18 protein-coding genes are annotated in these 22,558 nt (G+C 65.9%); 8 read left to right on the top strand and 10 right to left on the bottom strand.

The window, feature by feature from the left end; genetic code table 11:
• Window positions 1-161: 161 nt before the first annotated feature.
• Window positions 162-1,982 (bottom strand): Na+/H+ antiporter NhaA, encoded by a 1,821-nt coding sequence (nhaA, locus tag K9U15_RS12570; protein ID WP_087189927.1) that lies wholly within the window; start codon window positions 1,980-1,982, stop codon window positions 162-164.
• 338 nt (window positions 1,983-2,320) lie between these two features.
• Here nhaA and raiA point away from each other — a divergent pair, with 338 nt between their 5' ends.
• Both raiA and K9U15_RS12560 read left to right on the top strand, forming a co-directional pair.
• Window positions 2,321-2,896, top strand: a complete 576-nt coding sequence (raiA, locus tag K9U15_RS12565) for a ribosome-associated translation inhibitor RaiA (RefSeq protein ID WP_087189928.1) — start codon at window positions 2,321-2,323, stop codon at window positions 2,894-2,896.
• Window positions 2,897-2,914: 18 nt separating this feature from the next.
• Window positions 2,915-4,453 carry a serine hydrolase gene (locus tag K9U15_RS12560; protein ID WP_301156278.1) on the top strand — a complete coding sequence of 513 codons (1,539 nt, stop codon included), beginning with the start codon at window positions 2,915-2,917 and terminating at the stop codon, window positions 4,451-4,453.
• A gap of 18 nt (window positions 4,454-4,471) precedes the next feature.
• Here the strand turns inward: K9U15_RS12560 and K9U15_RS12555 are convergent, their stop codons facing one another.
• Window positions 4,472-5,083 (bottom strand): SOS response-associated peptidase, encoded by a 612-nt coding sequence (locus K9U15_RS12555; protein ID WP_301156276.1) that lies wholly within the window; start codon window positions 5,081-5,083, stop codon window positions 4,472-4,474.
• 121 nt (window positions 5,084-5,204) lie between these two features.
• Between K9U15_RS12555 and K9U15_RS12550 the strand changes: the two genes are divergently transcribed.
• Window positions 5,205-5,423, top strand: a complete 219-nt coding sequence (locus K9U15_RS12550) for an acyl carrier protein (protein ID WP_123673309.1) — start codon at window positions 5,205-5,207, stop codon at window positions 5,421-5,423.
• A gap of 139 nt (window positions 5,424-5,562) precedes the next feature.
• Here the strand turns inward: K9U15_RS12550 and K9U15_RS12545 are convergent, their stop codons facing one another.
• The 3 genes from K9U15_RS12545 to K9U15_RS12535 all read right to left on the bottom strand — a co-directional run bounded on the left by K9U15_RS12545 (window position 5,563) and on the right by K9U15_RS12535 (window position 9,308).
• The gene (locus K9U15_RS12545; protein ID WP_123673311.1) at window positions 5,563-6,882 is read right to left on the bottom strand and encodes a folylpolyglutamate synthase/dihydrofolate synthase family protein; all 1,320 of its coding nucleotides are present in this window, start codon (window positions 6,880-6,882) and stop codon (window positions 5,563-5,565) included.
• Window positions 6,883-6,955: 73 nt separating this feature from the next.
• Complete coding sequence (gene gltA, locus K9U15_RS12540; protein ID WP_096227813.1) at window positions 6,956-8,443, bottom strand: NADPH-dependent glutamate synthase; 1,488 nt, start codon at window positions 8,441-8,443, stop codon at window positions 6,956-6,958.
• Window position 8,444: 1 nt separating this feature from the next.
• Entirely contained in the window at window positions 8,445-9,308 is an 864-nt protein-coding gene (locus K9U15_RS12535) for a sulfide/dihydroorotate dehydrogenase-like FAD/NAD-binding protein (protein WP_041239275.1), read from the bottom strand.
• Between the two features lie 300 nt (window positions 9,309-9,608).
• Between K9U15_RS12535 and K9U15_RS12530 the strand changes: the two genes are divergently transcribed.
• The gene (locus tag K9U15_RS12530) at window positions 9,609-10,532 is read left to right on the top strand and encodes a CorA family divalent cation transporter (protein WP_123673315.1); all 924 of its coding nucleotides are present in this window, start codon (window positions 9,609-9,611) and stop codon (window positions 10,530-10,532) included.
• Window positions 10,533-10,802: 270 nt separating this feature from the next.
• Here the strand turns inward: K9U15_RS12530 and K9U15_RS12525 are convergent, their stop codons facing one another.
• From K9U15_RS12525 to K9U15_RS12505, 5 genes are all read right to left on the bottom strand, one after another.
• Window positions 10,803-11,507 carry a uracil-DNA glycosylase family protein gene (locus tag K9U15_RS12525; protein ID WP_096227811.1) on the bottom strand — a complete coding sequence of 235 codons (705 nt, stop codon included), beginning with the start codon at window positions 11,505-11,507 and terminating at the stop codon, window positions 10,803-10,805.
• A gap of 34 nt (window positions 11,508-11,541) precedes the next feature.
• Entirely contained in the window at window positions 11,542-12,930 is a 1,389-nt protein-coding gene (alr, locus tag K9U15_RS12520; protein WP_096227810.1) for an alanine racemase, read from the bottom strand.
• A 536-nt stretch (window positions 12,931-13,466) separates the two neighbouring features.
• A complete protein-coding gene (locus K9U15_RS12515; RefSeq protein WP_096227809.1) occupies window positions 13,467-14,681 on the bottom strand; it encodes an IS110 family transposase in 1,215 nt (404 codons plus the stop codon).
• Between the two features lie 314 nt (window positions 14,682-14,995).
• The gene (locus tag K9U15_RS12510) at window positions 14,996-15,865 is read right to left on the bottom strand and encodes a hypothetical protein (protein WP_096227808.1); all 870 of its coding nucleotides are present in this window, start codon (window positions 15,863-15,865) and stop codon (window positions 14,996-14,998) included.
• Between the two features lie 131 nt (window positions 15,866-15,996).
• On the bottom strand, window positions 15,997-17,574 hold the full coding sequence (locus K9U15_RS12505; protein WP_301156272.1) for a LuxR C-terminal-related transcriptional regulator: 1,578 nt from the start codon (window positions 17,572-17,574) through the stop codon (window positions 15,997-15,999).
• A gap of 227 nt (window positions 17,575-17,801) precedes the next feature.
• On the opposite strand from K9U15_RS12505, the gene K9U15_RS12500 reads away from it, so the two are divergent.
• The 4 genes from K9U15_RS12500 (at window position 17,802) to K9U15_RS12485 (ending at window position 22,533) form a co-directional block, all read left to right on the top strand.
• A complete protein-coding gene (locus K9U15_RS12500; RefSeq protein WP_301156271.1) occupies window positions 17,802-20,216 on the top strand; it encodes a DMSO/selenate family reductase complex A subunit in 2,415 nt (804 codons plus the stop codon).
• A gap of 15 nt (window positions 20,217-20,231) precedes the next feature.
• Window positions 20,232-20,867 (top strand): DMSO/selenate family reductase complex B subunit, encoded by a 636-nt coding sequence (locus K9U15_RS12495; RefSeq protein WP_301156269.1) that lies wholly within the window; start codon window positions 20,232-20,234, stop codon window positions 20,865-20,867.
• Between the two features lie 167 nt (window positions 20,868-21,034).
• Entirely contained in the window at window positions 21,035-21,676 is a 642-nt protein-coding gene (locus tag K9U15_RS12490) for a 4Fe-4S dicluster domain-containing protein (RefSeq protein ID WP_301156268.1), read from the top strand.
• A 2-nt stretch (window positions 21,677-21,678) separates the two neighbouring features.
• Window positions 21,679-22,533 carry a DmsC/YnfH family molybdoenzyme membrane anchor subunit gene (locus tag K9U15_RS12485; RefSeq protein WP_301156266.1) on the top strand — a complete coding sequence of 285 codons (855 nt, stop codon included), beginning with the start codon at window positions 21,679-21,681 and terminating at the stop codon, window positions 22,531-22,533.
• Window positions 22,534-22,558 lie beyond the last annotated feature (25 nt).

Raw genomic sequence — 22,558 nt, 5'->3', positions numbered from 1 at the left:
GACTCGCACGCAGCGCAGCCTGCGGCCGTGCGGAAGCGCGGCACCGGCGGTCGCGGCATGGCGCAGGTGCGGCACGGCTCGCGCGGAGAACGGAAGCTCGGCGGCCTGGACGGGCGCATACCGGGCACCGGCACGCCCCCCTACGCGGATACCGGAGGCCGTTAATCCCGCGGCTCGTCCTCGTCTCCGCCCTTGCCACCGCTCATGCCGACGACGTCATCGCTCTCGCGGCGAATCGCCCTCAAAAGGGCGTCCTCGCCCCTCTCGCGCAGAAGCGTCTCCTCCACGCTGGCCAGCGGGGGCTCGCCGGCGTGCTCCTTGAACTCCTCCTGCACCTTCTCCAGGAGGTCGTCCTTGCCCTCCTCGCGCAGCACGCGCACCACCTCGTTGCGCACGGCCTCGCGCACGTCCCCGATGGAGCCGCCGCCCAAAAGGCCGGTCGGTCCCAAGTCCACGGCTATCTCGAACACGCCGCCGCGCTTCTTCGCCGCCTCGACCTCGTCCTTGATCGCCGGATCCTCCAAATCACGCAGCAGTTCCTCGGCCTCGCGCGCGGCCTCGTCGCCCGCCGTCTGGCGCGTGATGTCGTCGGCGCTCGACGACAGGTACGCCACTCCGCGCTTCTGCGCCGCCTTCGCCTGCAGCAGCAGCAGCACGAAGCCCAGCACCCCGGCCAGGAGCGACGCCGCCAGGATGCCCAGCTTCGCCGTGGCCACCAGGCCCTCGTCGGGGAACGCCAGGTTCGCCACGAAGATGGCCATGGTGAAGCCCACGCCGCCCAGGATGGACGCGCCCAGCATGTGGAACCAGTTCACGTTCTCCGGCAGCGACGCCAGCTTCGACTTCACCACCGCCATGCTGAACAGCATGATGCCAAGCGGCTTGCCCACGAGCAGGCCCAGCAGCACGCCGTAGAGCACCGGGCTCGAGAGCATGGCGCCCACGTCCACACCCAGGAAGCTCACATCGGCGTTCGTGAGGGCGAACAGCGGCAGGATGCCGAAGTACACCCAGGGGTACAGCCGGTGCTCCAGGCGCGTGGCCGGCGGCACCACCTGGCGCGCCACGCGGCTCAGGTCCTGCACCGTCTCGATGTAGCCGCCCTGCGCGATGACGGGCGTCTCGGGCTGGTAGGCCGAGCGCGCCTCGCGCACCTTGTCGCCCGACCAGGTGAGGAAGCTCTTGATGTTCACGCGCGACCCCGAGGGAATGGTGAACGCCAGCAGCACGCCGGCGATGGTGGCGTGCACGCCGGACATATACACGCAGTACCACAGCACGGCTCCCACCAGCAGGTACGGAATGAGCGAGTAGATGTGGTTGCGGTTCATGAGCACGAGCACGAACAGCACGACGGCGGCCACGGCCAGCCACGGCAGCGACGGGCTGTGCCCGTAGAAGATGGCGATGACCAAGATGGCGATGATGTCGTCGGCCACGGCCAGCGTGCTCAGGAACACGCGCACGCCGTTCGGCACGCGGTTGCCCAAGAGCGCCAGGATGCCCAGCGCGAACGCGATGTCGGTGGCCGTGGGCACGCCCCAGCCGTGCGCCGTCTCCGGGTTCGTCGCGTTGAAGGCCAGGTAGATGCCGATGGGAGCCAGCACGCCTCCCACGGCCGCCACGATGGGCAGCAGCGCTTGGCGGATGTTCGTGAGCTCGCCCACCGTGAGCTCGTACTTCACCTCCAGGCCCACCAGCAGGAAGAAGATGGCCATGAAGATGTCGTTGATGACGTGTCCGAGCGACATGCCGGCGAACCCGTCGCCGAAGAAAACGCCCACCTCCGTGTGCCAGAAGTCCAGGAACGCCTCGTACGCCCCGGTGTTCGCCACGATCAGCGCCACGACGGCCGCCAGGAGCATGGCGCCCGCGGCCTTCGTCGAAGAGTGCGTGAATTGGATGAGCTTGCGGTAGCGCGCCTGATGGCGTTGCACCTCGTTGATGAACAGCTTCTGCTCTTTGGCCGGTGTGGATGCCATGTCCGCCCTATCTGTCGACAATGCCTGAAGGTCGTATTATCCCTTATACACCCTCGTGGGCCACGTATTCGCCACTCGTTTCCAACCCGATTTCACAACGTAGCGCATTCTCTCCAAGACGGCACCCCGCATGCCCCCGCCGCGTGCGCCGTTTTGCCAACGACTCTAAAATACCCTGCCGCAGTCGGGCGTTTTGCGCTATGCTGTACCTATCAGTTTGGCGTGAGGAGTCGACTTGGGTCTTGCATGAGCGGCATATCGGTATCCGCCCCGCACGACCTCGGCCAGGGCTTCCGGCCAAGCTTTTTTTATTCGCCACGAGGTAAGAGGTGAGTGCTATGAGCATTACCGTAGCCGGACGCAAAATGCCCGTAACCGATGCACTGCGTCAATACGCCGAGGAGAAGATCGGCAACTCGATGAAGGTCATGGACATCGACCCTCTCGTTGCCGAGGTTGTTCTGTACGTGGAGAAGAATCCCGCGAATCCCCGTCCTGCCTGCTGCGAGGTCACCCTGCGCACGAAGGGCCATATCATCCGCGTGGAGGAATGCGAAGAGGACATGTACGCAGCCATCGACGTGGCCGCCGCCAAGGTGGTCCGCCAGCTGCGCAAGTACAAGACGAAGGTCATCGACCGCAAACTGCGCGCCGTGGACGAGACCATCCGCACCGAGCCCGTGCCGACCAAGGACCTCGACCAGCTCATGGAGGAGCTCGCAGCCGACGAAGAGGTTGTGCGCGTGAAGGAGATCGAGTTCGAGCCGCTGACCGAGGAGGAGGCGCTCGTGAAGATCGACCTACTGGGCCACGACTTCTTCGCCTACACCGACCGCGACACCAACATGGTAAACGTGCTCTACCGCCGCGACGACGGCGGCTACGGCCTGCTCAAGCAGCGCGAAGAAGCCTAGCATCCGAAGGGGAGAACGGTGACCGATCCCAACAAGCACGATGACGCTCGGTCCTCCCGTTCTCCCCGCCCTGCCCGGGCGGGGCGGGTCGTGCTCTCCGCCCGGGACTACCTGAAGAGCACCCCCGGCCAGACGGCCGAGCAGATCGGCCCGGCCGCGGAAAATGCGGGAAACCGGAGGTCGTCGACCCCGGAGGACGCGCAGACGCGCACGTGCGGCGAGGCATTGGCGCCCGAGAACGGGGATGCGGATCGGCCGCAGACCCGGTCGAACCGCCCGCAGCGCCCCTCGGCCCGGCCTTCCGCGCACGTGACCGAACGCCCAGCGTCCCGACCGGCCGAGCGTACCTCCCCGGCTTCAAAGCGCCCCGCGAACCGCACCGCACCGCGGCCCGACGCCCATCCCGCCGGACAGGTCGCCGCCCGCCCGTCCAAGCGCCCGGCGACCCGCTCCTCCGCGCGCCCCGCCCCCACGCTCTACGCCGGCGGCGGGCCCGACCAGAACCCGCTGCGGAGGATCGTGCTCGTCGCAGGCGTCGTAGCCGCGTGCGCATTGCTCTTTTTCGGGATATCAAACCTGTTCAGCACCTGCTCTGCTACCCCGACGGAAGAGGAGCCCGCCGCCGAGGCCGAGGCCGAGAGCCCTCCCACACCCGAGGAGCGCCTTGCGGCGCTGCCCGCCGTCGAGACGGGGTTGGCCGAGCTGGATCTTCCGACGGGTACGGAGCCGCAAGCGTTCGCCCCCGCCCCGGCGGAGGGCAGCGCCGTGGCCGTGCAGCCCGTGCTGTCCGACGCGTCGAAAGCGGCGATCGACCAGGCTTTCGCCCCCTTCGCGGAAAACGACCGCTCCTTCGGGTTCGCGCTTGTGGACCTGGGCACCGGCCGCGGCATCGCGAGCAACGTGGACGCCGTGTTCTACGGGGCCAGCTCGTTCAAGGGGCCGTACTGCGTCTACTTCTGCCAAAGCCAGTTAGAGACGGGCCTCGCCACCCGCGACGACTTCGTCACGAGCGGCTTCATGAGCGAGTCGGGCGTGTTCTCCTCGCAGGGCTCCGAACTCATAGGCAGCATGATAGAGAGCGCCATCCTGTTCTCCAGCAACGACACCTACGGCGCCCTGCGCTACGACTACAGCGACGACGCGCTGGCAGCGTACCTGGAGGGCCTGGGCGTCGACCCGGCATTGGCCTACGACACGTGGTTCCCGCACTATACGGTGCGCGACGGCGTGCGGCTGTGGCCGAACGCGAGCGAGTACCTGGCCTCCGGCACCGAGACGGCCCAGTGGCTCGCGGGGCTGCTCGAGAGGGACGAGACATCCTACCTGCGCGAAGCTCTGAAGGACGAGGGCGTTCAGGTACAGAGCAAGCCGGGCTGGTCCATGGAATCGTTCGAGAACGGCGAGTACAACGCCTTGTGCGACGCGGGCATCGTGGCGAAGGACGGACGCCGCTACCTGGTGAGCGTCATGTCGAACATACCGTACACCACCTCGAACGTCGACCTGTTCGAGGACGTGATCGCCGCCGTGTTCGCCGCGCGCGGCGACCTGGCGTAGGGGACGCGCCTCGTCCGGTCACGCCACGCGGCAGGCCAGCTCCACGTCGCGGCGGTCGAACAAGTCGGCATAGCGCGGGCCCAGCCAATCGCCCAGCTCGGACGGGCGCAGCACGAGGGGCATGCGGTCGTGCACGTCGCGCACCCAGCGGTTGGGCTCACAGGTCATGATCGAGAAATGGCCGTCCTCGTAGATGCCGCCCAAGAACGTGACCGGGTTCTCCGGCAGGCCGAACGCGCACTGCACCTTCACCTCGCGGCCCGTCTTGGGGCTCACGGCGCGCTCGGTTCGGTGGGGCTCGTAGAAGCCCAGCGTGGGCACGGCGCAGCGGCGCTGCTCAAGCGACTCGCGCCACATCTGGCCGCGCGGGCCGGTGGCCGTGTCCACGCGCGTGTTGAACACGGGCCGCTTCGCCCAGCTCACCGGATACCCCCAATCGAGCTCCGCCACCGCCAGGCGCCCCGACCCGCCCGCGCCTTCCCCCGGCACCACCACGGGCACGCACGCGCCGGGGAACGCGTCCAGGCCGGCCAGCTCGTAGTCGGGCACGGTGGGCGGCAGGCCCTGCTCCACCTCGCGCACGATGCGCTCCACCACGTCGCGCGGGATCATGACGAACCGTCCGCACATCGCCGCCTCCTCGCCGCGGCGCCCGCGCTCCGGGCGCCGCCCTTTCCGTGCGCGGGGGCTGCGCGCGCCCCGCGCGTCTGCTACCATGGATGCCGACGATTTTCCATAGAAAGGAAGGCCCATGGCCACCATCGACACCATCACGAACATCCTGCAGGAGAACCTCGACATCGACCCGTCCACCGTGACCGCAGAGTCCACGTTCGACTCGCTCGGTATCGACTCGCTCGACATGGTGGAGCTCATCTGCGACCTCGAGGAGGCCTGCGAGGTGGACTTCGGCGAGCCCGAGGGCCTGAACACCGTGGGCGACCTCGTGGCGTACATCGATTCCCTGTAGAGCACCATCCTAGCACGCCGGCGCTGCCGGCTGCGCCCCGCCGCCCCGCCCGTTGCGCGCCTGCAACGGGCGGGGCTTTGCCTTGGCGGCCGGTTCGCGCGAAGACGGCCCGGGCGTCCGGCAGCCGCCTTCCGCCCGCTTACGCCGTCGCCCCGAGCACCGCCTTCACCGCCCCCACGGAGTAGAGGCTGCCGAAGGCGCACACGAGGCCGTCCGGGCCGGCCAGCTCGCGGGCGCGGGCGAGCGCATCGGCCATATCGCGCGCAACGTAGGGACGCGTGCAGGCCGAGCATCCCAGGAGGTCCTGGCCCGTCCAGCGGATGGCGCGCGCCAGCTTGTCGGCGGAAAGCGCGCGGGGGTTGTCGGGCGCCACGCACACGAACGCCGCACCGAGCGGCAGCACCGTCTCCAACATGGCCGGATAGTCCTTGTCCTCCAGCACGCCGACAACGAACACGGGCTTGCGGCCGGGAAACACGTCGGCCAGGGAATCGGCGAGCGCGCGGGCCCCCTGCGGGTTGTGGCCGCCGTCCACCACGACCGTGGGCTCCCCCGACGCCGCGCGCACGATCTCGAAACGCCCGGGCCACGCGGTTTCGGCGATGCCCCGGCGAACCGCATCGTCGTTGACGGCCCAACCCCGGACGCGCAGCGCCTCCACCGCCTCGATGGCGAGCGCCGCGTTCGCGGGCTGGTAGCTGCCGAGCAGCCGCGTGCGCAGGTCGGTGAAGCGCCCATAGGAGAACGGACGCAGAGGCGCCCCGGGAGCCCCCCAGTCCACCGAGCCTGCTTCCAAGCATGCGAAGTCGGGCACGGTCAGCACATCACCCGCCGCCGCAGCCGCTGCCTCGACCGCCACCATCGCCTCGGGCTCCTGGGGCCACGACACCACGGCCGAACCCGGCTTCACGATGCCCGCCTTCTCTCCTGCTATGGCGGCAAGCGTGGTGCCGAGCAGCTTCGTATGATCGAGCCCGATGCGCGCGATGACGGCAACCTCGGGCGCGTCGATGACGTTCGTGGAGTCGAGGCGGCCGCCGAGGCCCACCTCGAGCACCACGATGTCGCAGCCGCTCCGCGCGAAATGCACGAGCGCCACAGCGCACATGAGCTCGAACTCGGTGGGATGGTCCGCCATGGCCTCGGCCTGCTCCTTCACGAGCAGCGTCGCCTCGGCGAGGTCGTCGGCCGAGATGTTCGCCCCGTCCACGCGGATGCGCTCCTCGAACGCGATGAGGTACGGGCTGGTGAACAGCCCCGTGCGCAAGCCCGCGGCCTGCAGGATGGAGGCGAGGTAGGCGCAGGTCGACCCCTTGCCGTTCGTGCCGGCCACGTGCACGAACTTGAGGCGGTCCTGCGGCCGGCCCAGCCGATCGAGCAGCTCGCGAATGCGATCGAGCCCGAGCCGCGACTCTAGCCAGCGCGGCTCGTTGATGTAGGCGATCGGGTCGAACGACATGGAAGGCCTCCTCAATAAAACGAACGAGTGTTTCACGTGAAACACTCGTTCCAGAAAACGATGGATAAACGCGTTACTCTTGCGTCAGATACTCCCCGATGCCCGCCGCGGCGCGCTTGCCGGCACCCATGGCCAGGATGACGGTCGCCGCGCCGATCACCGCGTCGCCGCCGGCGAACACGCCCGGCTTCGACGTGGCGCCCGTGCGCTCGTCGGCCACGATCAGGCTGCGCGGCGTCACCTCGAGCCCCGGGGTGGTCTTCGCGATCAGCGGGTTGGTCTTCGACCCTGCCGCCACCACCAGCATGTCGATGTCGATGACGAACTCGCTGCCCTCGATCGGCGCGGGGCGGCGGCGTCCGCTCGCGTCGGGCTCGCCCAGCTCCATGCGCACGCACTCGACGCCCGACACCCAGCCGCTCTCGTCGCCCAGAATGCGCACCGGGTTCGTCAGCAGCTGGAACTTGATGCCCTCCTGCTCGGCATGGTGCACTTCCTCGGCGCGCGCCGGCATCTCCTCGCGTCCGCGGCGGTATACCACGGTCACGTCGGCGCCCAGGCGCCTCGCCGTGCGCGCCGCGTCCATGGCCACGTTGCCGCCGCCCACCACCACGCACTTCTTGCCCGCGTACACCGGCGTCTCGTATTCGGGGAACTGGTACGCCTTCATAAGGTTCACGCGGGTCAGAAGCTCGCTCGCCACCGACACGCCGTTGAGGCCCTCGCCCTCGATGCCCAGGTAGCTGGGAAGCCCCGCGCCCGTGCCCACGAACACGGCGTCGAAGCCGCGGTCCTCCATGAGCTCGTCGATGTCGTAGAGCTTGCCCACCAGGGCGTTCACCTCGAACGAAACGCCTTTGTCGCCCAGCTTCGACACCTCGCGCTGCACGAGGTCCTTCGGCAGGCGGAACTCGGGTATGCCGTAGGTGAGCACGCCGCCCACCTTGTGCAGCGCCTCGAACACCGTGATGTCGCATCCGCGCTTCACCAGCTCGCCCGCGCAGGTCAGCGACGCCGGACCCGAGCCGATGACCGCCACGCGCTTGCCGGCCAGGTCCTGCGACACCGCGCCTTCCGCGCCGCGCCAGATGCTGCAGGCGAGCTCGTCGCCCGCAGCGCACTCCTCGCGCAGCCCGTCCATGGCCGCGGCCGCCTCCTCGGGATGCGCGAACGCCCAGTCGGATGTGAAGCGCTCCAGGCGGCCGATGGCCACCGGCTCGCCGTTCCTGCCGCGCGTGCACACGCCCTCGCACTGCGTCTCCTGCGGGCACACGCGCCCGCAGATGGCCGGCAGCGAGTTCGCGCTCTTCACGATGGCGTACGCCCGGGCGAAGTTGCCCTCGGCCACCTGCTCGACGAACCGCGGGATGGGCACGCCCACCGGGCAGCCGCCCACGCAGGGGGTGTTCGGGCACTGGATGCAGCGGCGCGCCTCGGCCACCGCCTCTTCCTCGGTATAGCCCAGCGCCACCTCGTCGAACGTCTTCGCGCGCTCGGCCGGATCGAGCTCGGAAACGGGCGTTTTCTCCTTCTGCCGGTTCACCTCGTAGCTGGTCGCCATGCTACGCCCCCTTCCGCTCGCCGTCGGTTCCGCCGTTGCAGTCGCGGCCCTCGGCCGCCTCGCGCGCCGCGCCCTCGAAGCTGCGGTACATCACGCCACGGCGCATGGCGTCGTCGTAGTCCACCAGGTGGCCGTCGAAGTCCGGCCCGTCCACGCAGGCGTGCAGGTACTCGTCGCCCACCTTCACGCGGCAGCCGCCGCACATGCCGGTGCCGTCGATCATGAGCGGGTTCATGCTCACGAGCGTCTTGATGCCGTAGGGCTTGGTGGTGGCGGCCACGAACTTCATCATGATGACGGGACCCACGGCCAGCACCAGGTCGTAATCCGCGCCCTCGTCGATACGCTGCTGCAGCGCCTGCGTCACGAGGCCCTTGTTGCCGTTCGAGCCGTCGTCGGTCATGATGATCTGGCGCGTGGAGCACGCCTTTATCTCGTCCTCGAGAAGGATGAGGTCCTTGTTGCGGAAGCCGGTGATCACGTCCACCTCGCAGCCATGCTCGTGCAGCCACTTGGCCTGCGGGTACGCGATGGCCGTTCCCAGACCGCCGCCGATGACGCACGCGCGGCGCGCGCCCTCGAGCTCGGTGGGGTTGCCGAGCGGCCCCGCGAAGTCCAGCAGCGCGTCGCCCGCCTTCAGCTGCGCGAGGCGCATCGTGGTGGCGCCCACCGCTTGGAACACGATGGTGACGGTGCCCGCCTCCGGGTCGCATTCGTTCATCGTGAGCGGGATGCGCTCGCCGCGCTCGTCGATGCGCAGCATGATGAACTGGCCCGGCCTGATCTTGCGCGCTATCTCGGGCGCGCGCACGACCATGCGGGTGACTTCCGCATTGAGCGGTTCTACTCGTTCGATGGGATACACGGCTTCGCCCTCTCTCTTCTCAGATAGAGAAGCAGCACCGGACGATGGCGGTGCCGCTCCCCATAGAAGTATGGCGGCCATTATAGCAACATGCCCGCCGTCCCCATGTTTCGAACAGGTTACCGAGCGGTCAGCGGAGAGAAAATCGCCGAGGTGGCAGGGAACCTATAATCGATGGAGGGCGCAGCCGGCGCATGCGGCCCCTGCGTTTCGACGGAGAAGGCGAGCTGATTGCCGCGTAGCCGTCCGCAGGGCGCGGTGCAGCCGTCCGCATCGGCGCCCATCGAGGAGGAAGCAGCCATGGCGCAGAAATACGTGTTGACCAAGCAGCTGAAGGCCGTGCCGCTCGACCAGCCCATCGAGCCGGGGGCATCGGTGGTGGAGGTCATCACCACCCAGGAGTTCGCCAAGCTCGGCGTGGCCGGCGCCGACACGCTCTCGGCGCTGCGCACGCTCACGGAAGCCGAGAGCACCTACCTCGACGTGTTTCCCGACAGCCTCATCGGCTCGTTCGCCGTCCCCGACAAGAAGGACCTCATGGGCGAGACGCTCAAGTTCGCCTTTTACCTGAACAAGACGAACCTCATCTTCATCGACGAGGGACAGGTATGCACGCGCCTGCTCGACGACATCGAGCGCATCGGCGTTTTGAAGGAACCCACGGCGGCGCACTGCCTGTTCGAGTTCATGAAGCTGCTCGTGAAGGACGACCTGACGTACCTCGCCGACGTGGAGGACCGCATGGAGGACGTGGAGGAACAGATCATCGACCGCTGCGGCAACGTGGCGAACCGCAAGATGCTGGGCTTTCGGCGGCGGCTTCTGCGCATCGACACCTTCTACCAGCAGCTCGTGGACATGACGGGCACCATCGGCGACAACGAGAACAAGCTGCTCACCAACGGGGAGGCCCGCTTGTTCCACTCACTCGAGAAAACGGTGGAGCGCCTGCTCAAGCGCTCGCAGACGCTCAAGGAGTACAGCCTGCAGCTGCGCGAGCTCTACCAGACGCAGATCGACATCCAACAGAACGACACCATGCAGTGGTTCACCGTCATCACCACGCTGTTCGCCCCGCTCACGCTCATCACAAGCTGGTTCGGCATGAACTTCGCGAACATGCCCGGCCTGGACTGGCAATGGGGCTATCAGGCCATCATCGTGATATGCATCGTCATCATCGTGGTGGAGCTCGTGATCTTCAAGAGGAAGAAATGGCTGTAGGGCGTGACAGGGGGACGGGGTTGATGTCGCGCTCCCGCACGAGTTTCGGTGTGACAAAGGGACGGGGATAATGTCACGCTCCTGCAAGAGTTTCGGCGTCGTTGCCAGTCGCAGAGCGTGACATTATCCCCGTCCCTTTGTCACACCCCGCTAACGAAAGAAACCAGCCGATTTCTTTCGTTACGACGCGATAATGCCCCGCTAACGAAAGAAAACTTTCGTTAGCGGGGTACGGAAGCGCAGGGCAGGTGACGCAGATATCGGTGTTCCCTAGAGCAGATGCGGCTGCTCCACCGCGGGCTGCGAGACGGCGGAGGTCTCGTCCGCCGGCGGCTCGGCGGCAACAGAGGCGGGCTGCGCAGGAGTCGCGGAGCTGTCGACCTGCTCGGCAGGCGCCGCCGCCTTCTCCGCGTCGCTCGCGCGCAGCAGCTCGCCGAGCGTGGCGAAGTCGTTCTCCAGGGCCTCGCGCTTCGAGCCGTCGTAGATGGCGGCGGCGGGGTGGAAGATGGGGAACACCTTGAACTTGCCCGCGCGCTGCAGCGTGCCGTGCAGGCGCGTGATGCCGATCTCCGTCTTCAGGATGAACTTCGTGGAGAAGTTGCCCAGCGTGACGATGAACTCGGGGTCGATGGTGCGCGTCTGCTCGCGCAGGTACGGGGTGCAGAGCTCGATCTCCTCCGGGCGCGGGTCGCGGTTCCCGGGTGGCCGGCACTTCAGCACGTTCGCGATGAACACGTCCTCGCGCGCCAGCCCCGCGATAGCCAAGAGCTCGTTCAGATATTGGCCAGCCTTGCCCACGAAGGGCTCGCCCTGCAAGTCCTCGTTCTTGCCCGGCGCCTCGCCCACGATCAGCACGCGCGCCGAGGGGTTCCCCACCCCGAACACCGTCTGCGTGCGGCCGTCGGCCAGCGGGCATTTGCGGCAGGCCTCCACCTGTGCGCGGATGTCCTCCAGCGGAATATGCGGCTTGGGCATGCGAATCCCCCTTCTCCCTGCTCTTTGCGAGAGCCTACACGTACACTCTGGGCATGCGCTGCGCGAACCCGATGGACAGCTCGTAGTGGATCGTGCCCAGCGTGTTCGCCATGTCGTCGAGCGTGATCACCGAGTCTCCCTGGCGTCCTACCAGCACCACCTCGTCGCCGATCTGCGGGTCCACGCGGCGGCGCGTGCCGTAGATGCGCATGTCCACCTCGAACATGCATTGGTCCATGCAGATGTTGCCCACCTGGCGGAACCGCTGGCCGGACACGATGAAGTCCGTGCGGCCCGAGAGCCCCCGGCGCAGGCCGTCGGCGTAGCCCACGGGCACGGTGCATATCTTCACGCTGCCGGGGCTGCGGTAGTTCATGCCGTAGCTCACGCCCTCGCTCATGGGAACGAGCCGCGCATCGGTCACGCGCGCGTGCACGCTCATGACGGGCTTGAGGTCGATCATCGTGCGCGTTTCCGGGCACGGGTGCAGGCCGTACAACGCGATGCCGGGGCGCACCATATCGAAGTGCACGTCGGGATAGCGGATGGCCGCAGCCGAGTTGGCGGCATGGATGATGCCGGGGTCGACGCCGGCCACGCGCATGCCCTGGATAGCCTCGAGGAAGCGCTTCGTCTGTATGTGAAAGTCCAGCGTCTCGGGCGCATCGGCCGTGGCGAAGTGGGTGAACGTGCCCACCAGGTCGAGCGCGCGGTGGAAGCTCACCTGCGACAGGAACTCCACCACCTGGTCGTGCCGCACGCCGATGCGGTTCATGCCCGTGTTCACGGCCAGGTGGTACGGCGCGCGGATGCCGAAGGCGTCGGCCGCCTCGGCGTAGCGGATGGCGAAGTCGGGCGTGTAGACGCTCGGCATGACCTTGTAGGCCAGCAGCAGGGGAATGGCCTCGTCAGGGGGCTGAGAGAGCACGAGAATGGGCGCATTCACCAGTGCCTCGCGCAGCTCGATGGCCTCGTTGACCGTGGCCACGCCCAGATACTCGGCGCCGGAGTTCAGCGCCGTCTTCGCGCAGCGCACCGCACCGTGCCCGTAGCCGTCGGCCTTCACCACGGCCATGACGCGCACGCCGGGTCCCACGTGGCGCTTGAGAGACGCCACGTTGTGGCGCAAAGCGTTCAAATCGATCTCCGTCCAGGCCCAGCGACGGTCGGTGTCGGGGATGAGGCGCAGCTTGTCGGGGTCGAAGCTCGCCGCGCCCGTGTCGGGCCGCGCATGGTCGCGTGCATACTGGAACGCCCCCTGCGCGCCCCGCTCGTAGCCAGCTGGGACGCCCGCGAGCGACGCGCCGCCGCCTGTGGTGTAGCCTCCCACCGGCGTGTGCCCCACGCTGGCGCTGGCCGGCTCGAAGCCCGGCTTGCGGTTCGCGAACCCGGTGAATCCGTTCGGTAGCTCTTGTGCCGTCATGCTGCTGTCGTCCTCGCTCGATCGCCGTTCGTTTTCGCGCACCAGTATCAATCTATAACGAAATAAAAGCAAATCACGGGGCGTGGATTCCTTGAAAACTGCGGTCAAGAGACGGCTGCCAGCCTGTTTGGCGCACAACCAACCAAGCCTCCGTTGTCAGAAGCTTTCCTTACTCTTTGATTTATCTCCCTAGACGGAGCAGCTGGCCTTGTCGCGTGGCGCCTGTCCTCGAGCAGTATTCTACGGAGCCTGTCGGCATCAATCTTATCGGCGATGGACGGGGGCCGCTGGAACCGGTGGCATGATTTGCTAGGCTCTCGGAGAGCAATATTGCAACGCCGGTGTCCGGTTCCAGCGACGACCAGCGGACGAGCCATGCACAGCCCGTCCAGATCGATATTATAGGCGACATTTCCGCTCGATCCTCGAGGAAAAGAAAGGCTTTCTTGTTGCCCCGACTGGGATCAGGGTGTGCAAAATCTACCCCCCATGCTCTATAATACGAGGAGCGCAAAGGACCTGCTTTCGGAAAAGGGCTAGGCTGCTGCGCGATGCGACGGCTCGTAGAAGGTGCCGTTCGCCAGGAGCGCGTAGATGAGGTCTACGCGCCGTCGCGCCAGGGCTCGGAGCGCCTGTTTGCGCTTCAAGCCCTCGGCGCGCTTTCTGTTGTAATAGGCCTTGCATCTGGGATCGAATCGAATCGCCATCTGCGCCGACTGGATGAGCGCGTTCTTGAGCCTCCGGTTCCCGCTCTTTCTCCGCTTGTTCTTCTTGACGCTCGTTCCCGACTCTTCCTTCACGGGCGCGATGCCCCCGTAGGAAGCCAGGTGGTTCGCGTCTGGGAAGCGGCTGATGTCGCCGATCTCGGCGGCGATCGTCGCCCCGTGGACGCGACCGATGCCGGGAATGCTCTTCAGGATCGCCGTCTCGGGCACCGCATCTGCGCGCTCCTCGATGGCGGCGTCCAGCTCGGATTCCTCCTGGTCGAGCTCGAGGATGCGCCTGGCCAGCTTCTTGATCTGAATCTCGATGACCTCGGTCGCCGGGAGTTCAACCGTCATGGTGCCAAGCGCCTCGAATACCTCTTCCGCCATCGCCGGGCCACGGTTCTTCTGGCACTTGACGCTTCCTGCCCACTTTGACACGCGGGCCTTGCCGGCGCGCTTGAGCCCGCGCGGGCCGCCGTAGCGTTCGAACATCTTCACGGCCAGGCCTGAATGGAGCTTCTCGCCCTCGAAAAGCTGCTCGAGGGGCGGGGACGCTTGAAGCAGGAGGTCGTGCAGGCGGTTGTAGTAGCGCGTGCGCTCTTTGACGATATCCGCCCGCCGCGAGTTGAGGACTTTGATCTCTGCGATCACACCGTCGCGCGTGCCGACCGGCCGGATCAGCCTCGGGGTGCTGAGGGACACGTCGGCGATGATGAAGGCGTCCTTGGCGTCCGATTTTCCTTCCTTGTAGGTCGTAGAGATGTCTTTAAAGTCCTTGGGGGTGATATGGGCAACGTCCAATCCCATATCCTTGCCGACCGCCACCACCAATCGTCCGATGTTGCCGAATTGGTCGACGGTCACGAGCGCTTTGCCGTAGCCGCTCGCATCCTCCAGCAGCTCGCGAATGCTCGCCTCATCCTGGCCGAAGGGTCGGGAAAACAACCGCTTGCCCGTTGCTCCGTCGAGCGCCACCGCGTAATGCTTGGTCTTCCCGACATCCACGCCGACATACACGTCGTAATCCATCTCCGCCCGCTCCATAGTTCCCCTTCCTCGATGAATGGAAGCTGGCCTTGTCGCAGGGCGCCTGTCCTCGAGCAGTATTCTACGGAGCCTGTCGGCATCAATCTTATCGGCGATGGACGGGCGCCGCTGGATCCGGTGGCATGATACTGGGAGCTATAGGTAGCATTAGCACTGCGCCGGTGTCCGGTTCCAGCGACGACCAGCTGCGGAAGCCATGCATAGCTTCCGCAAGAGGATTATAAGTGAAACTACCTAGTAGAATAGCACTGGGAGAACCAGCCGCTCGCGTTTCAAGGTGGGCGGAGCCCGATATATCAGTGACCTCCTGCTTAGCTTTTCTCCTTGGAGCCATCCTCCTTGAACTCTGCGGGGTCCAACACCTCGCTTTCAATAACATCGCTGCAGACAGAGATCGCAATATCCATATCGTCTTCCGAAGATATAACTTCGTACAGCTCCTCGATTTCCGCTTCGGATGCTTTAAGGTTATCGCGAAGAGCACACTGAAGTTTCTTCGCCATCGGACCGAATGTTGCGTAAGTTAAAGCACCCGACACGACCCCGCCAAGAACCGGTACGACCTTGGAGATACCCTTCTGAACAACGCCTTTCGTCAGCTTGACCCCGAGCATTTTGGCAATCGTTCTCGCCACTTTCCATGGGACCCCATTAAGAACTTTAGTTACAGCAACCTGACCGAATTTCTTGGCAAGTATTCTTCCTGCGTTATAGCTCATCAAGGCAAGCACTTGCGACGCTGCCTCGATGCCGAACATAGCCCCGATGTACAGCAGAAGCTTCGTCATCCTGTCGTCATCTTGCATCTTTGTAAAGTCGTTCGCTTCTCCATATATGTAAGAAAGCTGCTGCGCAATGCGAACATAAAAAGCGAATGACTGCGTTATGTCGGCGGTTACAGTGGCGGGAAGCGTCGGAAGCGAACTCGGTAAGCCCGCGACGAACGAAGCTCCTGAAGTGGTTAAGCGCGTTTTGTTGATGCAAGAATTCGCCGCCGAGTCGAGCATATCCAGCGAAACATCTCCGTAATCGCCAAGTTCAACCACTCTATTCAACTGATCAGGACTAAGTTTATCGCGAAATACATCCCTCAAAAATGCCTCGCGATTTATAAGCAAACCGGGAACCCGCTCGATCAGTTCAGACACTATCGCCCATACATCAATCGTAATTTCCTTCATTTAAGTAGCCTTTCTCGTCTTTGCCGTGCCTTTTCGGAGCACGTTCACTGCTCTGTAACAGAACCTGTAGAATTCGCGAAGTAGGCACCCTGTGCACTGATCGCAATCAGCGATTTCCCGCACGCAGCTCCCTACCCCTCCCGCTCGTGGAGCATGTCCAACAGTTCCTGGCGCTTGTGGATGTCGAGCTTCGTGTAGATGTGCTTCGCATGGGTGCGCACCGTGTTCTCGCTGATGACCAGGCGCTCGGCAATGCTCGCCATGCTGTTGCCGCGGGCGATGAGCTCCATGACCTCCGTCTCGCGCGTGGACAGGCCGAAGGCCTCCTGCATGGCGCGGCACTGCTTGGACGTGCGGTCGCGGATGGCGCCGGCGTCGTCCGAGGCGCTGGGGCGGTTGCGGCGCTTCGGCGCGGCCTTGGCGGGCTTGGCGGGCTTGCCGTCCTTTGCAGGGCCGGAAGCGGGGCTCCGTCCGTCGGCGTCGGCGGAGCCGCGGCGCAAAAACTCGATGGGATCCGCCGTCACGGTGCCCTTCGATGCCACGGCCTTGAACAGCGTGCCCGTGGACACCAGCAGCGTGATGCCCAGCACGTAGCTGGACACCATGGCCACGAAGAACAACCAGTCGAACCCGTCCACCGACACGAAGTCGCTCACCCACCCCAGCAGAAAGCCCACGGCCTGCATGAGGTACACCACGGCGCCGAAGAACGCGTAGATGAACACGGGGTTGATGCCGCGGTCGCGCGAGACCTGCGCACACTGCATCATCATGAGCATGAGCACGAGCGAGAACACCATGTAGGTGAAGGCGACGAACAGGTTCAGGTAGCCCGCGCCCAAGAACGGCAGCAGCAAAAAGCCCGTTATGACCAGCGGGTACACCACACGGAACACCGACGTGAGCCCCAAGCGGAAGCTCATGCGCCGCCACAGCAGCAAGAGCACGGCAGCCGACACGAACGAGCCCAGCATGGAAGCGCTGTTCACCACGAAGCTGATCTCCTGGTGCAGAAGGGCGATGCCGCGGATGACCCCGCTGGCGAACGCGAGCGATCCCACGCACAGCGCGCTGCGCCAGTAGTCGGAAACCACCTGGCGGTAGACCTGCGGATGCTGGCGCGGCACATCTTCGAACATGGGCTGGTCCATGCGCATCTCGCGCACGGAGAGCGCGATGCAGAGACCGCACAAGGGCACGAACACGAGCGGCACGAGGAACGCTGTGAGGGCGATGGGCACAAGGTACAGCGCGAAGTAGATGAAGGGAGCAAGCGCCGTGCCCACCACGAGCCGCACGTTGCCCTGGGCGGGCGGCAGCGAGGCGAAGTAACGCTGCCAGAGCATGAACAGGCCCGCGCACCCGATGCCCAAGAGCACGCCGCCCGCGGCCACGAGCACGAGCACGGCCTCGAAAACGTACATGGCGCCGATGAGGCACGCCGACCCGGCGAACACGAGGATGGCGCTCAACGACACCAGCATGCGCCGCGCCCCGTGCGGGAAACGGTACGACCCCACGGCACTTGCCACGAACGCGCCCCAGAACGCGAGCGACTGAGCGAGGAAGAACGTGAGCGTGACCTCCGCCGTTTGGAACTCCATCGGCAGAAACGGGAACACGCCGCCCCAGATGGACGTGGCGTTCACCGTGAGGAAGCACGCGTACCCCCAACTGGACACATGCGTATGCGCGGCGCCTTCTGCCACGTGAAGTCGGCCCTCCCCTGCCTCGATCTCCTTGCCCTGTGCGTCCATTATAGTATAAAGCAGCACCGGGCAACCTGCGCACTGTGCAGGCCGCCCGGCGAATGGGGTGATACCACACCTCCCTGAACTGGACAAACGCTTAAATCACATGCAAAGTGTGATTCTGCTGCCCTGTTATTTCGGTAGCGTGGCCCTTGGAGGAGTTACCAAGGAGAAGGAGGGAAACCATGGCAATGAACGAAGCAGCGACGCTGTCGCGCCGCACGTTCGTGAAGGGCTCGCTCGCCGGGCTCGCGCTGGCCGGGGCCGCCGGAAGCGCGCTGTACGGCTGCGCCCCCAAGAGCGAGGAAGGCGCCAAGGACGGGGGCGCCGCGACGGCTGACGAGATCGTCTACAGCCAGTGCGTCGTCAACTGCGGCGGCTCGTGCCTGCTGCGCTGGCACGTGCAGGACGGCAAGATCGTCTACGCCGAAACGGACAACGTGGGCAATGCCGCCGGGTTGCAGGCCCGTGCCTGCCTGCGCGGCCGCACCATCCGCCGCTGGATCAACTCGCCCGACCGCCTCATGAAGCCCATGAAGCGCGAGGGCAAGCGCGGCGAGGGCAAGTTCAAGGAGATCAGCTGGGACGAGGCATACCAGGGCATCGCCGACGCGCTCAAGAACACCATCGACAAGTACGGCAACGAGGCCGTGTACATGAACTACGGCAGCGGCGTTTCCTCCGCCACAAGCCGCCTGTTCCCGCGCCTTGCGAACCTGATGGGCGGCTACCTGAAGAGCTACGCCGACTATTCCACGAACATGATGCAGTCCGGCATGCCCTACACCTACGGCGACGGCTGCAACCCCTATGACAGCGTGTACGCCTCGTCCATGTCGGAGGCCGAGAAGTCCGACCTGGTCATCATGTTCGGCAACAGCCCGGCCGACACGCGCATGGGCGGCGCCAACATCGTCTACGACTTCGCGAAGGTGCGCGAGGCCGGTGCGAAGATCGTCAACATCGACTACCGCCTGAACGAGACGAGCTCCGGACACCCTGACGAGTGGTTGCCCATCCGCACGGGAACCGACGCGGCCCTCGTGAACGCCATCGCCCACGAGCTGATCGCGAACGACCAGGTAGACAAGGAGTTCTTGGACAAGTACTGCGTGGGTTACGACGAGGACACCATGCCCGAGTCCGCCAAGGGGCAGAACAAGTCCTACAAGGACTACATCATGGGCACCGGCTACGACATGGTGGAGAAGACGCCAGAGTGGGCTGCCCCCATCACGCAGATCACCGCCGATCGCATCCGCCAGCTGGCCGCCGACATCGCGTCCGCAAAGGCGCTGTTCGTCGTGCAGGGCTGGGGCCCGCAGCGCCACAACAACGGCGAGAACACCTCGCGTGCCATCTGCATGCTGCCCATCCTCACGGGCATGATCGGCAAGCCCGGCACGAACACGGGCATGCGCGAGGCCGAGCCGGGCGGCATCCTGGGCAGCATGCCCAAGGGCGAGAACCCGGTGAAGACGGCTATCAACTGCTACCAGTGGCTCAACGCCGCCGACCACGGCGAGCAGATGACCGCCGCAAAGGACGGCGTGCGCGGCGCCGACAAGCTTTCGACCGGCATCAAGTTCCTCTGGAACTACGGCGGCAACTGCATCTCGAACCAGCACTCCGATATCAACCTCGTGCACGACATCCTGCAGGACGAGAGCAAGCTCGAGTGCATCGTGGTCATCGACACCGTCATGACTGACTCCGCCAAGTACGCCGACTACTTGCTGCCCGACGCCATGCGCGCCGAGCAGATGCACATGGCGGCCAACGGCTATGCCGAGTACTACAACGGCGTCGTGGTGGGCGGCCCGGCGCAGGATGCCCCGGGCGATGCCCAGAAAGAGTACGACATCGTTTCCGGTATCGCCGACAAGCTGGGCCTGAAGGATGACTTCACCGAGGGCAAGACGCAGGAGCAGTGGATCGAGGAGATCTACAAGAAGTCCGCCGAGAAGGACGGCAACATGCCCAGCTGGGACGAAATCAAGGCCCAGGGGCACTACAAGCGCGAGCTCGAGCCGGTCATCGGCCTGGTCGACTTCGTGGCCGATCCCGCTAAGAACCCGCTTGAGACGCCGTCGGGCAAGATCGAGATCTACGCCGAGCGCCTTGCCGAGGATGCCGCGAAGCTCGAGTTGGCCGAGGGCGACGTCGTTACCCCCATCCCCGTGTTCGACCCGGGCTACCTAGGCTACGGCAGCACCACCGACGAATTCCCGCTGTACGCCTCTGGCTTCCACTACAAATCCCGCACACACTCCTCCTACGGCGGAGTGGAAGAGCTCAATCAGGCCTGCCGCCAGCAGATCTGGATCAACGATCTGGACGCCCAGGAGCGCGGCATCGCCAACGGTGATAAGTGCTCCGTGAAGAGCCCCGTGGGTGAGATGCTCATCGAGGCCAAGGTCACGCCGCGTATCATCCCCGGCACCGTGGGCATCCCGCAGGGCGCGTGGCATGACGCCGATATGGCGGGCGATCGCATCGACAAGGGCGGCTGCATCAACACCATCACCCCCTACCATCCCTCGCCGCTCGCGAAGGGCAACGGCGTGCACTCGCTCATCGTCCAAGTAGCGAAAGCGTAAAGGAGGAACGCAACCATGACCCAGTACGGTTTCTATTTCGACAGCACGCGCTGCACGGGCTGCAAGACCTGCGAGATGGCGTGCAAGGATTACAAGGACCTGCCCGCCACCATCGCGTTCCGCAAGGTGTACGACTACGAGGGCGGCTCGTGGACCGATGCCGGCGACGGCGTCTACACCACCGACACGTTCGCCTACCATGTGTCGCTGGCCTGCAACCACTGCGCCATGCCGGCGTGCATGGCCAAGTGCCCGTCGGGCGCCATCGAGAAGGACGGCAAGACGGGCCTCGTGCACATCGACCAGGAGAAGTGCACGGGCGTGGGCGCCTGCGTGACGAGCTGCCCCTACAACGTGCCCGCCCTCGACGACGCCAAGAAGGCCCAGAAGTGCGACGGCTGCGCCGACCGCGTGGCCGAGGGTCTGAACCCCATCTGCGTGGACGCCTGCCCCGTGCGGGCGCTCGAGTGGGGCGACATCGAGGAGCTGCGTGCGGCTCACACCGGCACCGTGGCCGGCATCGCCCCCATGCCCTCGCCGGACGAGACCACGCCGTCCATCGCCATCAACCCCTGCCCGGCCGCCAAGGAGCCCGGCGACACCACGGGAGCGATAGCGAACGAGAAGGAAGTCACGAACGTTCCCGCGTAACAGCACCGTTTCCGCGGGGCCCGGCAGCGCTTGCGGCCGCCGGGCCCGCACCTCTCTGAAGAAGCGGCCGCGCCCCTCCCTCCCCGGCGCGGCCGCTTCCGGTATACTGGGGCGGGGATGCCCGCGCCAGGAGCGTGCGGGCAGGGGAGCGTGGCAGAGGGCTGCTCATGGCGTTCGGGTTCTTCTTCGACAACACGCGCTGCACCGGGTGCAAGACCTGCGAGATGGCGTGCAAGGACTACCGCGACCTCGGGGCCGAGGCCGTGTTCCGGCGCGTCATCGACTACGAGGGCGGCACGTGGGAGCGGCCCGGTGCGGCGGGCGCGGGCACCGAGGCGGGCATGGCCGTTGCCACGGGCGTGTTCGCCTACCACCTGTCGCTCGCATGCAACCACTGCGGCGACCCCGCCTGCACGCGCGTGTGCCCCACCGGCGCCATGCACAAGGACGATCGCGGGCTCGTGTGGCCCGACGAGCGCAAGTGCATCGGCTGCGGGTACTGCACCATGGCCTGCCCCTATCATGCCCCCTTCATCGACCAGCACCTGAAGAAGAGCTCGAAGTGCGACGGCTGCCGCGCGCGGCTGGACGAGGGGCTGGGGCCCGTATGCGTCGAGGCCTGCCCCGTGCGGGCGCTCGAATGGGGAGACCCGGCAGAGCTCGCGGCACGGCATCCGGGCGTCGTGCGCTCCATCCTGCCGCTGCCGCCGGAGGACGCCACGTGGCCGAACCTCTTCATCCTCCCCTCGCCCGCGGCCGTACTGGCCGCTCAAGAGGGCGGGTATATTGCGAATCACCAGGAGATATAGGTATGACCAGCGGTTTCGACGAGCTCTCGCTCGCGTTGTTCACCACGCTGGCGCCGGCCGGCACCATCGCGTTCATCGCGCTCGCCCTGGCGCGCCTGCTCGAGCGCGACCACGAGGCCGCCGTGCGCATCGACCGCCTGGCGGCGCTGCCGTTCTCGGTGGTGCTCGTGGGCTTCATCGCCTCGGCCACGCACCTGGGCACGCCGGCCAACGCGCTGCACGTGTTCTCGGGCGTGGGGCGCTCGCCGCTGTCGAACGAGGTGCTGGCGGCCGTGGCCTTCCTGTTCCTGGCCGGCTCGTACTGGATGGCGGCCTTCAAGCAGCACTTCCCCGATTCAGTGGCGAAGCCGTGGCTCGTTTTGACCTGCGCAGCCGGCGCGGCATTGGTGGCCTGCACGTCGCTTGCCTATGCGGTGGACACGGTGCCCACCTGGGACACCTGGTTCACGCCGACGAACCTGTGGTTCTCGGCGTTGCTGGCGGGGCCGGTGCTCGGGCTGCTGTTCCTGCACCTGGCACGCGCCGGGCGGCGACGGTACGGCGCCGTGCTCGTGGCGGTGAGCGCCGTTGCGCTGGCGGCGGGCACGGTCGTGCTGGCGTTGCACCAGCAGAGCCTCGCCGACGTGGCGAACAACGAGCTGGTGGCCAGCGCGCTCGTGCCGGGCTACGGCACGGCCATCGCGTTCCACGCCCTCGCAGGCACCGCCGGCTGCATCTGCGCCGCCTTGTCGCTGCGATCCCGCCGCAGCCCGCAGGCGGCCCTGGCCTTGAGCGGGGCAGGAACATTGCTGCTGCTGACCGCCGTGCTCGTCACCCGCGTGGAGTTCTACCAGCTGCATTTGACGGTGGGGTTTTAGGGGACGCACAGGTTGGCGTAGTAAG

Source organism: Gordonibacter sp. RACS_AR68, from assembly GCF_030418485.1.
Classification (GTDB): Bacteria; Actinomycetota; Coriobacteriia; order Coriobacteriales; family Eggerthellaceae; genus Gordonibacter; species Gordonibacter urolithinfaciens.
The sequence above is the reverse complement of the archived record's forward strand: the minus strand, read 5'-3'. Positions and strand labels throughout refer to the sequence as shown.

What these genes read in the sequence shown, in the direction of transcription:
- K9U15_RS12495 (WP_301156269.1), top strand. Translation starts at nt 20,232, where the DNA reads ATGACCCAGTACGGTTTCTATTTCGACAGCACGCGCTGCACGGGCTGC.
- K9U15_RS12490 (WP_301156268.1), top strand. Translation starts at nt 21,035, where the DNA reads ATGGCGTTCGGGTTCTTCTTCGACAACACGCGCTGCACCGGGTGCAAG.
- K9U15_RS12545 (WP_123673311.1), bottom strand. Translation starts at nt 6,882, where the DNA reads ATGTCGTTCGACCCGATCGCCTACATCAACGAGCCGCGCTGGCTAGAG.
- K9U15_RS12515 (WP_096227809.1), bottom strand. Translation starts at nt 14,681, where the DNA reads ATGGAGCGGGCGGAGATGGATTACGACGTGTATGTCGGCGTGGATGTC.
- gltA (WP_096227813.1), bottom strand. Translation starts at nt 8,443, where the DNA reads ATGGCGACCAGCTACGAGGTGAACCGGCAGAAGGAGAAAACGCCCGTT.
- K9U15_RS12485 (WP_301156266.1), top strand. Translation starts at nt 21,679, where the DNA reads ATGACCAGCGGTTTCGACGAGCTCTCGCTCGCGTTGTTCACCACGCTG.
- K9U15_RS12530 (WP_123673315.1), top strand. Translation starts at nt 9,609, where the DNA reads ATGGCGCAGAAATACGTGTTGACCAAGCAGCTGAAGGCCGTGCCGCTC.
- K9U15_RS12550 (WP_123673309.1), top strand. Translation starts at nt 5,205, where the DNA reads ATGGCCACCATCGACACCATCACGAACATCCTGCAGGAGAACCTCGAC.
- K9U15_RS12525 (WP_096227811.1), bottom strand. Translation starts at nt 11,507, where the DNA reads ATGCCCAAGCCGCATATTCCGCTGGAGGACATCCGCGCACAGGTGGAG.
- nhaA (WP_087189927.1), bottom strand. Translation starts at nt 1,982, where the DNA reads ATGGCATCCACACCGGCCAAAGAGCAGAAGCTGTTCATCAACGAGGTG.
- raiA (WP_087189928.1), top strand. Translation starts at nt 2,321, where the DNA reads ATGAGCATTACCGTAGCCGGACGCAAAATGCCCGTAACCGATGCACTG.
- alr (WP_096227810.1), bottom strand. Translation starts at nt 12,930, where the DNA reads ATGACGGCACAAGAGCTACCGAACGGATTCACCGGGTTCGCGAACCGC.
- K9U15_RS12555 (WP_301156276.1), bottom strand. Translation starts at nt 5,083, where the DNA reads ATGTGCGGACGGTTCGTCATGATCCCGCGCGACGTGGTGGAGCGCATC.
- K9U15_RS12510 (WP_096227808.1), bottom strand. Translation starts at nt 15,865, where the DNA reads ATGAAGGAAATTACGATTGATGTATGGGCGATAGTGTCTGAACTGATC.
- K9U15_RS12500 (WP_301156271.1), top strand. Translation starts at nt 17,802, where the DNA reads ATGGCAATGAACGAAGCAGCGACGCTGTCGCGCCGCACGTTCGTGAAG.